Annotated in this window: 11 protein-coding genes and 6 tRNA genes; 11 read left to right on the top strand and 6 right to left on the bottom strand. The window is 58.6% G+C overall.

Features of this window, described 5'->3' with window-relative positions; all coding sequences use genetic code 11:
- Positions 1-59 precede the first annotated feature (59 nt).
- The 9 genes from purF to LNV06_RS00295 all read left to right on the top strand — a co-directional run bounded on the left by purF (position 60) and on the right by LNV06_RS00295 (position 5,240).
- Complete coding sequence (gene purF, locus LNV06_RS00255) at positions 60-1,574, top strand: amidophosphoribosyltransferase (RefSeq protein ID WP_263536247.1); 1,515 nt, start codon at positions 60-62, stop codon at positions 1,572-1,574.
- Positions 1,571-2,812 carry an O-succinylhomoserine sulfhydrylase gene (locus tag LNV06_RS00260; RefSeq protein ID WP_263536248.1) on the top strand — a complete coding sequence of 414 codons (1,242 nt, stop codon included), beginning with the start codon at positions 1,571-1,573 and terminating at the stop codon, positions 2,810-2,812. The genes purF and LNV06_RS00260 overlap by 4 nt, the downstream gene beginning before the upstream one ends.
- The gene (gene gltX, locus LNV06_RS00265) at positions 2,809-4,242 is read left to right on the top strand and encodes a glutamate--tRNA ligase (RefSeq protein WP_263536249.1); all 1,434 of its coding nucleotides are present in this window, start codon (positions 2,809-2,811) and stop codon (positions 4,240-4,242) included. The genes LNV06_RS00260 and gltX overlap by 4 nt, the downstream gene beginning before the upstream one ends.
- Before the next feature lie 128 nt (positions 4,243-4,370).
- Positions 4,371-4,446: transfer RNA gene (locus LNV06_RS00270), tRNA-Ala, on the top strand.
- 50 nt (positions 4,447-4,496) lie between these two features.
- A tRNA-Glu gene (locus tag LNV06_RS00275) sits at positions 4,497-4,572 on the top strand.
- Between the two features lie 87 nt (positions 4,573-4,659).
- A tRNA-Asp gene (locus tag LNV06_RS00280) sits at positions 4,660-4,736 on the top strand.
- Positions 4,737-4,858: 122 nt separating this feature from the next.
- Positions 4,859-4,934, top strand: a tRNA-Ala gene (locus LNV06_RS00285).
- Between the two features lie 66 nt (positions 4,935-5,000).
- A tRNA-Glu gene (locus LNV06_RS00290) sits at positions 5,001-5,076 on the top strand.
- Between the two features lie 87 nt (positions 5,077-5,163).
- Positions 5,164-5,240, top strand: a tRNA-Asp gene (locus tag LNV06_RS00295).
- 524 nt (positions 5,241-5,764) lie between these two features.
- Here LNV06_RS00295 and lexA read toward each other — a convergent pair.
- The gene (lexA, locus tag LNV06_RS00300) at positions 5,765-6,499 is read right to left on the bottom strand and encodes a transcriptional repressor LexA (RefSeq protein ID WP_263536250.1); all 735 of its coding nucleotides are present in this window, start codon (positions 6,497-6,499) and stop codon (positions 5,765-5,767) included.
- A gap of 67 nt (positions 6,500-6,566) precedes the next feature.
- Between lexA and LNV06_RS00305 the strand changes: the two genes are divergently transcribed.
- Positions 6,567-7,571 carry an asparaginase gene (locus tag LNV06_RS00305; protein ID WP_263536251.1) on the top strand — a complete coding sequence of 335 codons (1,005 nt, stop codon included), beginning with the start codon at positions 6,567-6,569 and terminating at the stop codon, positions 7,569-7,571.
- Between the two features lie 79 nt (positions 7,572-7,650).
- Here LNV06_RS00305 and LNV06_RS00310 read toward each other — a convergent pair whose 3' ends face one another.
- Positions 7,651-8,076 (bottom strand): organic hydroperoxide resistance protein, encoded by a 426-nt coding sequence (locus LNV06_RS00310; protein ID WP_263536252.1) that lies wholly within the window; start codon positions 8,074-8,076, stop codon positions 7,651-7,653.
- Between the two features lie 122 nt (positions 8,077-8,198).
- On the bottom strand, positions 8,199-8,735 hold the full coding sequence (locus LNV06_RS00315; RefSeq protein ID WP_505190983.1) for a MarR family winged helix-turn-helix transcriptional regulator: 537 nt from the start codon (positions 8,733-8,735) through the stop codon (positions 8,199-8,201).
- A gap of 228 nt (positions 8,736-8,963) precedes the next feature.
- Between LNV06_RS00315 and LNV06_RS00320 the strand changes: the two genes are divergently transcribed.
- Positions 8,964-9,323, top strand: a complete 360-nt coding sequence (locus LNV06_RS00320; protein ID WP_263536254.1) for a DUF1304 domain-containing protein — start codon at positions 8,964-8,966, stop codon at positions 9,321-9,323.
- Positions 9,324-9,381: 58 nt separating this feature from the next.
- On the opposite strand, the gene LNV06_RS00325 is transcribed toward LNV06_RS00320, so the two are convergent.
- Genes LNV06_RS00325 through dapE form a run of 3 tightly spaced genes read right to left on the bottom strand, consistent with a single transcriptional unit; the run spans position 9,382 to position 13,414 of the window.
- Positions 9,382-11,385, bottom strand: a complete 2,004-nt coding sequence (locus LNV06_RS00325; RefSeq protein WP_263536255.1) for an ABC-F family ATP-binding cassette domain-containing protein — start codon at positions 11,383-11,385, stop codon at positions 9,382-9,384.
- A complete protein-coding gene (gene prmB, locus LNV06_RS00330; RefSeq protein ID WP_263536256.1) occupies positions 11,382-12,269 on the bottom strand; it encodes a 50S ribosomal protein L3 N(5)-glutamine methyltransferase in 888 nt (295 codons plus the stop codon). The genes LNV06_RS00325 and prmB overlap by 4 nt, the downstream gene beginning before the upstream one ends.
- Positions 12,266-13,414 (bottom strand): succinyl-diaminopimelate desuccinylase, encoded by a 1,149-nt coding sequence (dapE, locus tag LNV06_RS00335; protein WP_263536257.1) that lies wholly within the window; start codon positions 13,412-13,414, stop codon positions 12,266-12,268. The genes prmB and dapE overlap by 4 nt, the downstream gene beginning before the upstream one ends.
- Positions 13,415-13,424 lie beyond the last annotated feature (10 nt).

Genomic DNA, 13,424 nt, shown 5'->3' on the forward strand with positions numbered 1-13,424 from the left:
AAGGTTTTGAAGATTTTGTTTTTTAGTTTGTTAGCGTCTCTACAAGACAAGGAATAGCCATGTGCGGCATCGTCGGCGTGATCTCTCGCTCACCGGTCAACCAGTTGATTTATGACGCGCTGCTGCTTTTGCAGCACCGCGGTCAGGATGCAGCAGGCATCGTCACCATGCAGGGCAATAAGTGCTTCATGCACAAAGCCCGAGGCATGGTGCGCGACGTCTTCCGTACGCGCAATATGCGTGCACTGCCAGGCACGATTGGCCTCGGTCAAGTGCGCTATCCGACCGCGGGCAATGCCTATAGCGAAGAAGAGGCGCAGCCCTTCTACGTCAATGCGCCTTTCGGCCTGGTCTTGGTGCACAACGGCAATTTGACCAATGCGCAAAGCCTGAAGACCGAGCTCTTCGACATTGACCGCCGCCACATCAATACCGAGAGTGACTCTGAAGTCCTGCTCAATGTCTTGGCCCATGAGTTGGAGCTGGCTGCGCGCGATTTGCCTTTGGGGGCTGAGGGCGTGTTCAAGGCGGTGAGCGCTGTTCACAAGCGCATCAAGGGGTCTTACGCCGTCATCGTGTTGATTGCGGGCCACGGCCTGCTGGCCTTCCGCGATCCTTATGGCATCCGGCCCTTGTGCTTCGGTCAGGCGGCAGATGGCGAGTTCATGGTGGCCAGCGAGAGCGTGGCCTTGGAAGGCAATGGCTTCCAGTTGATCCGTGATGTGGCGCCAGGTGAGGCCTTGTTCATCGACATGAATGGCACTTTGAACACGCAGCAATGCGCCGAGAACCCTTCGCTGCATCCCTGCATGTTCGAGTTCGTTTATCTGGCTCGCCCAGATTCGGTGATGGACGGCATCTCCGTCTACCAAGCCCGCCTCAATATGGGCGAGACCTTGGCGCAGCGCTTGATCTCTACCATGCCGCCCAGCGATATCGATGTGGTGATCCCAATCCCTGAGTCCAGCCGGCCATCGGCCATGCAACTGGCCCATCGCATCGGCAAGCCGTATCGCGAAGGCTTTGTGAAGAACCGCTATGTGGGCCGCACCTTCATCATGCCGGGGCAGGGCGCGCGCAAGAAGTCGGTGCGCCAGAAGCTCAATGCCATCGGCCTGGAGTTCAAGAACCGCAATGTGCTGTTGGTCGACGACTCCATCGTGCGCGGCACCACCTCCAAAGAAATTGTGCAGATGGCTCGCGAGGCCGGCGCACGCAAGGTCTACCTGGCCTCGGCGGCGCCGCCGGTGCGCTACCGCAATGTCTACGGCATTGATATGCCGACTAGCGAAGAGTTGGTCGCACACAACCGCAATATCGAAGAGATCCGTCAGTTCATCGGCGCCGACGCGCTGATTTACCAAGATGTGGATGCCATGAAGCGCGTCGTCGCCGCCTTGCAGCCCGCGGTTCAGGGCTTTGAGGCGTCTTGCTTTGACGGCGTCTATGTGACCGGTGATGTCACGGCTGAAGACTTCGCCAAGCTGGAGGCTCAGCGCCGCGCTCAGGGCGATGAAGAAGAGGGCCCGGCCCGCACACGCTTGGCCCTGCAAAGCGGGGGTGAGGGTCAATGAGCCACGACGAAGAGCGCCGCCTGCAACGCGCTCAATTGCCCGAAGGTTTGCGTCCAGAGACGCTGGCCGTGCGCACTGCGCTGGCGCCCAGCCAGCACGGCGAGAACTCTGAAGCCTTGTTCCTGACCAGCACTTTTGTGCAGCCCAACGCCGAGGAATCGGCGCGGCGATTTGCGGCTTCCGAGGACTTCACTTACTCGCGCACCAGCAATCCGACGGTACGCAGTCTGGAGGCGCGTTTGGCCGCCATGGAAGGCACCGAGGCCGCCATTGCTACATCGACCGGCATGAGCGCGATTCTCTTGGTCTGCATGGGCTTGCTCAAGGCCGGCGACCATGTGGTGTGCTCACGTTCGGTGTTCGGCTCCACCATCAATTTGTTTGCCAAAGAGTTTGGCAAGTTTGGGGTTGAGACCAGCTTTGTCTCGCAGACCGATTTGCAGGAATGGCGCGATGCCATTCGGCCGAACACCCGCTTGTTTTTTGCTGAGACGCCCACCAACCCGCTGACCGAAGTTTGCGATATCCGCGCCTTGGCTGATATGGCTCATGCGGCCGGCGCGATGCTGGTGGTGGACAACACGTACGCGACACCAGCCCTGCAGCAACCGGCCAAGATGGGCGCTGATCTGGTTATGCATTCGGCGACCAAGTTCATGGATGGACAAGGCCGGGTCATGGCCGGCGCCTTGTGCGGGTCGAATGCACTGATCAAAGATGTGTTCGGTCCGGTGATGCGCACCTTGGGCATGGTCTTGGCGCCCTTCAATGCTTGGGTGATCTTGAAGGGCTTGGAGACGCTCAATTTGCGCATGCGCGCCCAAAGCGAAAGTGCCTTGGCCGTGGCCAAGTGGTTGGAAGCACGACCCGAGGTGGCGCGCGTCTATTGCCCCTCTTTGCCCTCGCACCCCCAGCATGAGTTGGCGATGCGCCAGCAATCAGGGCAGGGTGGGGCGGTGTTGTCGTTTGAGCTGCGAGCGGACTCGCCCGAAGCCGCTCGCGCCGCAGCTTTTCACATCATCGACAGCACCCGCGTGCTCAGCATCGCCACCAACTTGGGCGATACCAAATCCATCATCACCCATCCCGCAACCACCTCGCATGGTCGCCTCAGCGAAGCGCAGCGTCAGGCCGCAGGCATCAGCCAAGGTTTGATCCGCTTGTCCGTCGGTCTGGAGCATGTCGATGACATCACCGACGATTTGTTGCGCGGACTTTCTACTTTGAAATCGCTATGAGCCAAAACGCTTCACTCCCTGTTCGCACGCGAATTGCACCTTCGCCCACCGGCTTTTTGCATCTGGGCACCGCACGTACGGCTTTGTACTCTTGGGCCTATGCGCGTCATTTCGGCGGCAAGTTTGTGCTGCGCATTGAAGACACCGATGTGGCCCGATCGACGCAAGACTCGGTAGAACAGATTCTGGCTTCGATGAAGTGGTTGGGTCTGGACTATGACGAAGGCCCGATCTACCAGATGCAACGCCTGGAGCGCTATCACGCGGTGGCTGAACAATTGATCGCCGAGGACAAGGCCTATCGTTGCTACAGCACGCCGGCTGAGTTGGACGAAATGCGCGAGGCACAGCGGGCTCGTGGCGAAAAGACCCGCTACGACGGACGCTGGCGCCCGGAGGCCGGCAAGACGCTGCCACCTATTCCAACAGGTGTTGCGCCGGTCGTTCGCTTCAAGAACCCGCTCGAAGGCGATGTGACCTGGGACGACTTGGTGAAGGGTCCCATCACCATCAACAACCGCGAGATCGATGATCTGATCATCTTGCGACCCGCCGCCGAAGACGCGCCGGCCGGCAGCCTGGGCGTGCCCACCTACAACTTCGCGGTAGTGGTGGACGATTGGGATATGCAAATCAGCCATGTGTTCCGGGGCGATGAGCATGTCAATAACACGCCTTGGCAGATCAATATCTTCAATGCGCTGGGCGCGCCCTTGCCTCAGTTTGGCCATGTGCCTGTGATCTTGGGTGATGACGGCCAGAAGCTGTCGAAACGCCGCGGCGCAGTTAGTGTCACGGCCTATGAAGAAGCCGGCTACTTGCCCGAGGCCATGCTGAACTACCTGTCGCGCTTGGGCTGGAGCCACGGCGACGACGAACTGTTCAGCCGGGAGCAGCTAGTGTCTTGGTTCGACGGTACCCATCTGAACAAGAGTCCGGCCCAATGGGATCCCGCCAAGTTGGAATGGGTGAACAGCCAGTACATCAAGCAAGCCGATGATGCTCGCTTGGCCGGGCTGGTTTCTGCTCAGTTGCGCCAGCAGGGCATTGAGGCTGAACCTTCGCGCTTGCTGCCCATGTGTGCTTTGTTCAAAGACCGGTGCGCAACGACGGTCGCTTTGTGTGACTGGCTGCTCATGTACTTCGCGCCGGTCAGCCCCAGCGCAGAAGACCTAGCAAGCCATGTGACCGACGCAATCAAGCCTGCCTTGTCTGGACTTGCTGATCGTCTGGAGGCCATGGCGGAATGGACCAAGGCCAACATCGCTGCTGCGATCAAAGAAACGATTGCAGCACACGGCATCAAAATGCCCGTCTTGGCCATGCCTGTGCGCGCTTTGGTCTGCGGACGAGTGCAAACACCCAGCGTGGATGCTGTACTCGAGTTGTTTGAAAAAGAAATTGTGATCAAACGCTTGCGCTCCGCCTAAAAAACGTTCTACAATCTACGTCTTGCTTGAACAGCGCGATACGCAAAACGTCGCACGGTAGCCAAGTCAAAGCGAGTGAAAGCTCAGATTGACAAAGTACTGAGTGAATGTTTTGAGTTGAAGGTTTTGGGGGTATAGCTCAGCTGGGAGAGCGCTTGCATGGCATGCAAGAGGTCAACGGTTCGATCCCGTTTATCTCCACCAAATATTATTTGGCGGCGCGCAGTTCAAGAAAGTAGAAAGTAGAAGGTTTAGTCCCCTTCGTCTAGAGGCCTAGGACACCACCCTTTCACGGTGACTACAGGGGTTCGAATCCCCTAGGGGACGCCAAGTTTGACAAGACTTGGTAGTTGTTTTGAGAATGTTTTAAGACAACTACAAATTTGTTCTGTATATTCGTGTTATACTAATATACATGGAGTGGTAGTTCAGTTGGTTAGAATACCGGCCTGTCACGCCGGGGGTCGCGGGTTCGAGTCCCGTCCACTCCGCCAGCATACTGCTACGGTATTAACCGTAGCAAACATTAAAGTAGTTAGTTGAAAGATTAGCGAATTTAATGTGTTATACTGAATGTAGTTGTGTTGCTTGAATAGCGCAGCGCCCTAAGAAATTCGGGGGTATAGCTCAGCTGGGAGAGCGCTTGCATGGCATGCAAGAGGTCAACGGTTCGATCCCGTTTATCTCCACCATTTACTGGCATTTGCTGATAGATGGCGGCGCGCGTTTTAAGCAGTATCGGTTGCATAGAAGGTTTAGTCCCCTTCGTCTAGAGGCCTAGGACACCACCCTTTCACGGTGACTACAGGGGTTCGAATCCCCTAGGGGACGCCAAGTTTGACAAGGCTTGGTAATCACATTGAGTGATTACAAAACTTGTCCGATGATGAAGAGTTTGCTCATGCGAATTGTTCATCATTTGGAGTGGTAGTTCAGTTGGTTAGAATACCGGCCTGTCACGCCGGGGGTCGCGGGTTCGAGTCCCGTCCACTCCGCCAATATTGAAAGCCCTGATTGCGAAAGCGGTCAGGGCTTTTTCTTTTGTGTCTGTCTCTGGCAGTTTGGGTGTCAGGGCCGTCTGCTCCAGCCTAAGCAGAAAGATGCGAGCCTGCTCCGAAGGGTGGCCCGTCAGTCGACCTCATCCCTCACTGCATTGCCTGATGCCTGATGCCTGATGCCTGATGCCTGATGCCTCATCTGAAGCTGGGTTTTCTGAATCAAGTTCAGAATCTACGATCGCTGACATGAATGGAGCTCGCGAGTCCGGCCCTTGTTGGGTCTGCTGGTTTCAATAACTCGCAAATCAGTTGGGCAAAAGCATTTCAGCTTTTCGCTAGATCAGCTCAAAGCCGAGGCCATCAATGGATGGCCGTCGCCCACGTCATCGCGATTTTGAGTAAGACTCAGCATTGCTTGGTACGGCCGGGTGATGATTCTCGTATTTGGAAGTAATCCGATACTCCAAACAATGAATACCAACCCAGTTTGGAAGGGCTGGCGCACATTTAGCGAAAAATTGGTTTCAGTTGAACATCTGCCCACGAATAAGGCCGACCGCCAATCCTTCGAGTGCGAAACTCTCATCGCCCTCAGCCACCAATATGGGCTCGAAGTCAGAGTTTTCAGGAAGCAATTCAATGCCTTTGCGATTGCGCTGATAACGCTTGACTGTGACTTCATCGCCGAGGCGAGCCACAACAATCTGACCGTTCTTGGCTTCGGAAGCTTTCTTCACGGCAAGCAAGTCGCCGTCCATGATGCCAATATCTTTCATACTCATGCCTCGGACTTTCAATAGATAGTCGGGCTTTTGTGTGAACATGCTGGCTTCTACCGCGTAGCTTTGTTCGATATGTTCTTGCGCCAAAATAGGCTGACCCGCAGCAACACGGCCCACCAAGGGCAAACTCAATTGAGCCAGAGCCGCAAGCGGTAATGTGAATTGCCGGTCATTCAGCTCCTTGCTGCGGCTCAATCCCATGCGCAGTTGCTGGGCTTCTTTCGCTTCTCTTGCCTGATGCACCGCTTTCAATGTGTCAGACTTCAGCCTGATGCCGCGGGATGTGCCGCCCAGCAATTCAATGACGCCTTTGCGAGCCAAGGCTTGTAAATGTTCTTCGGCGGCATTGGCCGAGCGAAACCCTAATTCAGCGGCAATTTCTGCCCGAGTGGGCGGCGCTCCGGTCATTTCGATGGCCTGTCGGACCAAATCAAGGATTTGTTGTTGACGTGCGGTGAGCTTCGGCTTGTCGTCCATGGGGATCCTGCTTCGGTTGACCTGAATATTCATCCAGTAACTGTATTTTCATCCAGCTCAGCGAAAAATGCAAAAAAACTATACCTCTCATGGCCCAGATGAACAGACGCACGGCGTCGCCTCAGGGCGGGTGGTGATCTTGGGAACGGGCGGCACGATCGCGGGCACGGCGGAAGATGCGTCTGACAATGTGGGCTACCGTGCGGCACAACTCGGAGTTGAGCAGTTGCTGGTGGCAATTCCGCCGTTGGCGAATTACCTGCTTGAAACTGAACAAGTGGCCCAGTTGGACAGCAAGGATATGGATTTTGCGACCTGGCAACGTTTGGCTTTGCGTGTCGAAGCGCACCTGGCGCGTCCCGATGTCGCGGGTTTGGTGATTACTCATGGGACGGACACGCTGGAAGAAACTGCCTACTTTCTTCAGCGTGTGCTGGCACCAAAGAAGCCCGTCGTTCTGACCGCAGCCATGCGTCCAGCCACGGCTTTGCAAAAGGACGGCCCGCAGAACTTGCTGGATGCAGTGACTTTGGCACTGGACCCACGAGCCTCAGGTGTATTGCTCGCTTTTGCTGGCCAAGTCCATAGCGCCGAACAGGTGCGGAAAATTCATAGCTACAAGGTGGACGCTTTTGCTTCGGTCGATGGCGCGCGTTTGGCGTGCATCGAAGAAGGGCAAATTCGCTGGTTGGCTGCGGCGCCCGTTACAGGCGATGCAGTAGGCACCAAGGCCTTGTCGGCCAGTTCGATTGACGCCTGGCCCCGCATCGAGATCGTGATGAACTACGTGGGCGCCAACGGCTCGGCAGTTCGAGCGCTGCTGGCCCAGGGTGTCGATGGTCTCGTGGTTGCCGGCACAGGCAATGGCAGCTTGTCTGTGGGCCTGGAAGCCGCCTTGCGTGAGGCGCAAAGCGCTGGGGTTTCGGTGTGGCGAAGCACACGCTGTGATGCCGGCCCCGTCACTTCGTCCACGGAAGCCTTGCCCAGCGCCGGTGCCTTGAGCCCGGTGAAGGCGCGCATCGAACTGTTGCTGACCTTGCTGTGGCAAAAATGCGGAGCGCAAAGTCGCTGAGGCCAGGTGCCGAGTCGCTTCAGTTGAGCGGGGCCGCTGTTTTGCAGCGGCCCCGTTTGTTTATCCTTCAGCAGCTGACTTACACGATATTCAAGCTGACATCGATATTGCCGCGCGTGGCATTTGAGTAGGGGCAGACCTGGTGAGCCGCAGCCACCAGTTGCTCAGCGCTCGCCTTGTCCAGGCCGGGGATGCTGATGTTCAGGGCGACCTGAATGCCGAAGCCTGCGGGAATCGGGCCGATGCCAACTTCGGCTTTGATGCTCAGGTCGGCAGGCAAAGCAATTTTCATCTTGCTCGCAACGACCTTCATGGCACCAATGAAACAAGCTGAGTAGCCTGCGGCAAACAACTGCTCTGGGTTGGTGCCAGGGCCGCCGGCGCCTCCCAGTTCTTTGGGGGTAGACAGAGTCAAGTTCAGAACGCCATCTGGCGTCGAGGACTTGCCTTCGCGGCCGCCAGTGCTGGTGGCGTGGGCGGTATAGAGAACTTTGTCGAGTGCCATGGTGTCTTCCTTTGCGGTGGTGGGTGATCGAAACATGAAGAGGCGAAACGTGAGCAGGCGAAACGGTGTCGAACAGGCTTGGATGGCAGCTTGGGTGTGACTGGCTTTGCACGCCAAGCGTCTCAAGCAGGTCTTGTATCTCGACTTCGGTCGGTGTTTAAAAAACTCTGCATTTGCTGCTTCAGCTGATGCAATCGTTGCGTTAATTCTTGGAGCTCCTTCAAGCTGCAGTCGCTGGCGCAAGCCAAGATGCCAGGAATGGGGCGAGCAGCTGCTTTCAGGCTTTGCCCGTGCTCTGTCAAAAAGACCTCGACGCGCCGCTCATCTTCTTGGGCTCTTTGACGCCGGAGCCAACCGTTGCTTTCCATCCTTTTGAGCAGCGGAGTCAACGTGCCTGAGTCCAGCGATAGGCGTTCACCCAGTTGGGACACATGAATGCCATCGCTTTCCCAGAGTACCAACATCACCAAGTATTGAGGGTAGGTCAGTCCAAGCGGCTCGAGTAGGGGTTTGTAGGCCTTGGTCATCGCCAGAGAACTGGCGTACAGGGCGAAGCAAAGCTGCTGATCGAGTTGCATCATGGTGTCGCTCGAAGTCATGTCACGCGGCGAAGTTTTCTGAGTTCCGCTGCTTTGCTGAGGCGATGTTTTGCTTGGCATGGATAAGAATGTAGCTGGCAATTAAATTGCGCACAATTTAAATGGTTATTGGCCTTTGTGTTACGGCCCATACTAGGGTTCTTGCTGAGGGACTACAGGAATGCGCCTTTGGGGATTTGCTGCGGCTCTCAGGGCCAGGGTCTATAACTAATCCAAAAGGATCAGGCAAACAGGTCGGCGCATGTACAGTGCTGCGCTTTACACAAGCGACTTGAATTGGAGCCCTCGATGCAATGGATTGCGAACCTTCTGCTGGCTTTGGTGGCCGGCTTGCATCTGTACTTCTTGGTCCTTGAGATGTTTCTCTGGACCAAGCCCTTGGGTCGAAAGGTGTTCGGCTTGACGCCGGAGTTTGCCCAGGCCAGCAAGGTGCTGGCTGCCAATCAAGGTCTCTACAACGGCTTCTTGAGCGCGGGGCTGTTTTGGAGCTTGAGCCAAGGGGCGACGGGCGTGCCGAACCAGCTTTTCTTCTTGGGCTGTGTGGTGGTGGCCGGTGTTTATGGAGCGGCTACCGTCAGCCGCAAGATTCTCTTTGTCCAAGCCTTGCCGGCCGCCTTAGGCGTGGCGGCCGTGCTTCTCGCGCGCTGAACCCTTGGCCGAGCTTGCACTGTGATGCGCGAGCTCGGGGGCCCGCGCTCCGGCGGGTTCAACCGGCGGCGTGGATGGCGTCGACTTCGGCGCTCAACTCCAGCCAGCGCATTTCCGCGTCGGCCAATTCGTCACCGATGGCCTTCAATCGGCGGCCCAATTCAGCAATTTGCACCGGCGTGGCGCTGCCTGCGGCCAACTGAGCTTCCACCGCACTGCGCTCGTCGGCCAGTTTGTTCAGCTTCGCGTCAATGGATTCCATTTCGCGACGCAGCGGCTTGGTCTGCTCGGCCAGCTTTTGCCGCGCTTGGCCGCTGGACTTGCGGTCCTCCCGCGCTGCTGGCGCTTTGGCTGCGACCGGTGCCGCGACAGGGGCGGCGGCGGGCGCGGGTGCAGAGACATTGCCACCACTTCTAGCGCTCTTGAGCGCGGCTTTCGCCGCTTCCTTGGCCGCCTTGGCGGCTTCCTTGGATTGCTCCAGCAGCCACTTCTGATAGTCGTCCAAGTCGCCGTCAAAGGGCGATACCGCGCCCTTGGTGACCAGCCAGAATTCGTCGCACACCTCGCGCAGCAAGGCCCGGTCGTGGCTGACCAGCATCACCGTGCCCTCGAACTCATTCAAGGCCATGGACAAGGCCTCGCGGGTGTTCAAGTCCAGATGGTTGGTGGGTTCGTCCAAGAGTAGAAGGTTGGGGCGTTGCCAGACCAGCATGGCCAACACCAGGCGCGCCTTTTCACCGCCCGACAAAGAGCCCACTTCCTGATTGACCATGGAACCGACAAAGCGGAACTGGCCCAAGAAGTCGCGCAACTCCTGCTCGCGCGCACTCGGGCTGACCTCTTTGGCCAGGCGCACCATGTGCGAAAGCGGGCCTTCGTCGGGGCGCAACACGTCCATCTCTTGCTGGGCAAAGTAGCCGATCGTCAGGCCCTTGCCCTCGGTGATCTTGCCCCCCATGGCGCGCTGCATGCGGGCCACGGTTTTCACCACGGTTGACTTGCCCTGGCCGTTGGCGCCGAGGATGCCGATGCGTTGGCCGGCCAAGACCGAGCGGTTGATGCCGCGCACGATGACGTTCTCGCCCTCAGCGGTGTCGTAGCCGCAGGCCACTTCGTCAAACATCAGCATGGGGTTGGGCAAGTTCAGCGGCTCGCGGAACTCGAATGAGAAGTCGGCCGAGGCCAACACCGGCGCCAGCTTTTCCATTCTTTCCAAGGCCTTGACCCGGCTCTGTGCCTGCTTGGCCTTGCTGGCCTTGGCCTTGAAGCGGTCAATGAACTTCTGCAGATGGGCAATGCGTTCTTGTTGCTTGCCGAAGGCCGCTGTTTGCTGCTCCATGCGCTCGGCGCGCATGGTTTCAAAGGTGGTGTAGTTACCGCCGTAGCGGATCAGCTTGGCTTCGTCCAGGTGCAGCGTCACACGGGTGATGGCGTCCAGGAATTCGCGGTCATGGCTGATCACGATCAGCGTGCCTTCATAGCGCTGCAGCCAGGCTTCCAGCCAGACCAAGGCGTCCAAGTCCAAGTGGTTGGTGGGCTCGTCCAGCAGCATCAAATCGGCCGGGCACATCAGCGCGCGGGCCAGTTGCAAACGCATGCGCCAGCCGCCCGAAAAGCTGTTCACCGGCGCATCGACCTGTTCACCCTTGAAGCCCAGGCCCATCAACAGGGCTTGCGCACGCGGCCGGGCATCAAAAGCGCCCACATCGCTGAGCAAGGCATGCGCGTCGGCCATGGCGTGGCCGTCTTCGGCGGCCTCGGCGGCGTCAAGCGCTGCGCGTGCCGCCATTAAGCGGGTGTCGCCTTCCAACACATACTCGGTCGCCGGCATCTCGGTTTCGGGCATGTTCTGCGCCACTTCACCCACCGCCCATTGACGCGGAATGTCCACCTCGCCTTTGTCGTTTTGCAGGCGGTGGGTCAGCATCGCAAACAGGCTGGATTTGCCGGCGCCGTTGCGCCCCACCAAGCCGATTTTTTCGCCCGGTTGAAGCGTGACGGAAGCGTCGTCGAGCACGACCTTGGTGCCGCGGCGCAGTGTGATATTGCGTAAGGTGATCATGCTTGCAGGTCCTGGTTTTTCTTTGTGAGTTCTTCTTGGGTGACGAGCAAGACTTGGTCTTCTCCGGCCGATGTTTCCATCCAGGCCACTTCCAACTGCGGGAATGCCGCTTCAAAAAATTCGCGTTCGTTACCGATTTCCAGCACCAGCACGCCCTGCGGGCTGAGATGCTGGCTGGCCTGGGCCAACAGGCCACGAACAAAGTCCATGCCGTCGGTGCCACCGGCCAGCGCTAACTCGGGTTCTGCGCGGTACTCGGCCGGCAGCTTGCTCATCGAGTCGCTGTTGACGTAGGGCGGGTTGCACAGGATCAAGTCATAGCGCTGACCTGCCGCTGGGCTCAGGCCATCACCTTGAAGCAGACGGATGCGTTCGCTCAAGGCATGTTTGTCGACATTGATGCGCGCCACCTGCAGGGCATCAACGCTGAGGTCGATGGCGTCCACCGCAACCTCGGGCCAGGCCATGGCCGCCAACACCGCCAAAGAGCCATTACCAGTACAAAGGTCCAACACGCGCTGGGTTTGGTCCGACAACCAGGCGTCAATCGACGCGTCTGCGATGAGCTCCGCGATCAAGCTGCGCGGCACGATGCTGCGCTCGTCCACATAAAAAGGAATACCCTGCAGCCAGGCTTCGCGGGTCAGGTAGGCGGCAGGCTTGCGGCTGCTGATGCGCTCGTCCACCAGAGTGCTGATTTGCTGCTCTTGCTCAGCACTCAGCTCCACTTGCTCATGCTCATCCAGGCTGTCCAGCGGCAGGCCGCAGCGCCACAGGACCAGCCATGCCGCCTCGTCGAATGCATTCGTGGTGCCATGCCCAAAGGAAACGCCCGCCTGGGTCAGGCGGGCGGCGTTCAGTTCAATGCAGTCAATCAGCTTCACAGCAGCAGGTTCTCCAGCGTGCGTCGGTAAATCTCTTTGAGCGGCTCCAGGCTGTCGGCGGGCAGGTACTCGTCGATCTTGTGGATGCTGGCATTGATGGGGCCGAACTCGATCACCTGCGGGCAGATCTTGGCGATGAAGCGCCCGTCGGAGGTGCCGCCGGTGGTCGACAGCTGCGTCTGCAAGCCGGTCTGCGCCAGGATGGCTGCGCTGATGGCCGCACTCAAATTGCCTTCCGGGGTCAGGAAGGGTTCGCCGCCCAAGGTCCAGTCCAGCGCGTACTCCAAACCATGGCGCGCCAGCAGGGCCTGCACCTTGGACTTCAGGCCTTCCGGCGTGGACTCGGTCGAGAAGCGGAAGTTGAAGTCCACCACCATCTCGCCTGGGATCACATTGGTGGCGCCGGTGCCGGCGTTGATATTGGAGATCTGGAAGGTGGTGGCGGGGAAATAGGCGTTACCAGCATCCCATTGGGTGCTTGCCAACTCGGCCAAGGCCGGCGCGGCCTGATGCACCGGATTGCGCGCCAACTGCGGATAGGCCACATGACCTTGAATGCCCTTGACCCGCAGTTTGCCGCTGAGCGTGCCGCGGCGGCCGTTCTTCAGCATATCGCCGAGCTGGTCCACCGAGGTGGGCTCGCCCACGATGCAGTAGTCCAGTTTCTGGCCGCGCGCCTGCAGCAGTTGGCAGCAGACCTTGGTGCCATCGACCGAGGGGCCTTCTTCATCGCTGGTCAGCAAAAATGCCAAGCTGCCGGCGTGGTCTGGGTGGGCCTGCACAAACTCTTCGGCGGCCACCACCATGGCGGCGACCGAACCCTTCATGTCCGCGGCACCACGGCCGTAGATGCGGCCCTCGCGGTAGCTGGGCACAAAGGGGTCTGAGGTCCAGCTGTCCAGGCGCCCCGGCGGCACCACATCGGTGTGGCCGGCCAACATCATCACGGCGGGATTCGGTGCGCTGCCATGCTTGATGGCCCAGAGGTTGCGGACACGGAAGTTGTCGGGGCCGCTGTCCATGCGTTCGATCTCAAAACCCAGCGCTTGCAGGTGGGTCGCAATCAGGTCTTGGCAGCCGGCGTCGTCGGGCGTGATCGAGGGGCGCGCAATCAGCGCCTCCAAAAGGGCGAGGGTGTCGGACATCGTTGTTTTT

The sequence above is a fragment of the Paucibacter sp. Y2R2-4 genome (genome assembly GCF_025717535.1).
Taxonomy (GTDB): Bacteria; Pseudomonadota; Gammaproteobacteria; order Burkholderiales; family Burkholderiaceae_C; genus Paucibacter_A.

Excerpts from the sequence above, each read along its gene's own strand:
- LNV06_RS00260 (WP_263536248.1), top strand. The coding sequence starts at position 1,571 with ATGAGCCACGACGAAGAGCGCCGCCTGCAACGCGCTCAATTGCCCGAA.
- gltX (WP_263536249.1), top strand. The coding sequence starts at position 2,809 with ATGAGCCAAAACGCTTCACTCCCTGTTCGCACGCGAATTGCACCTTCG.
- LNV06_RS00315 (WP_505190983.1), bottom strand. The coding sequence starts at position 8,735 with ATGCCAAGCAAAACATCGCCTCAGCAAAGCAGCGGAACTCAGAAAACT.
- LNV06_RS00310 (WP_263536252.1), bottom strand. The coding sequence starts at position 8,076 with ATGGCACTCGACAAAGTTCTCTATACCGCCCACGCCACCAGCACTGGC.
- dapE (WP_263536257.1), bottom strand. The coding sequence starts at position 13,414 with ATGTCCGACACCCTCGCCCTTTTGGAGGCGCTGATTGCGCGCCCCTCG.
- LNV06_RS00325 (WP_263536255.1), bottom strand. The coding sequence starts at position 11,385 with ATGATCACCTTACGCAATATCACACTGCGCCGCGGCACCAAGGTCGTG.
- LNV06_RS00305 (WP_263536251.1), top strand. The coding sequence starts at position 6,567 with ATGCAAAAAAACTATACCTCTCATGGCCCAGATGAACAGACGCACGGC.
- purF (WP_263536247.1), top strand. The coding sequence starts at position 60 with ATGTGCGGCATCGTCGGCGTGATCTCTCGCTCACCGGTCAACCAGTTG.
- LNV06_RS00320 (WP_263536254.1), top strand. The coding sequence starts at position 8,964 with ATGCAATGGATTGCGAACCTTCTGCTGGCTTTGGTGGCCGGCTTGCAT.
- lexA (WP_263536250.1), bottom strand. The coding sequence starts at position 6,499 with ATGGACGACAAGCCGAAGCTCACCGCACGTCAACAACAAATCCTTGAT.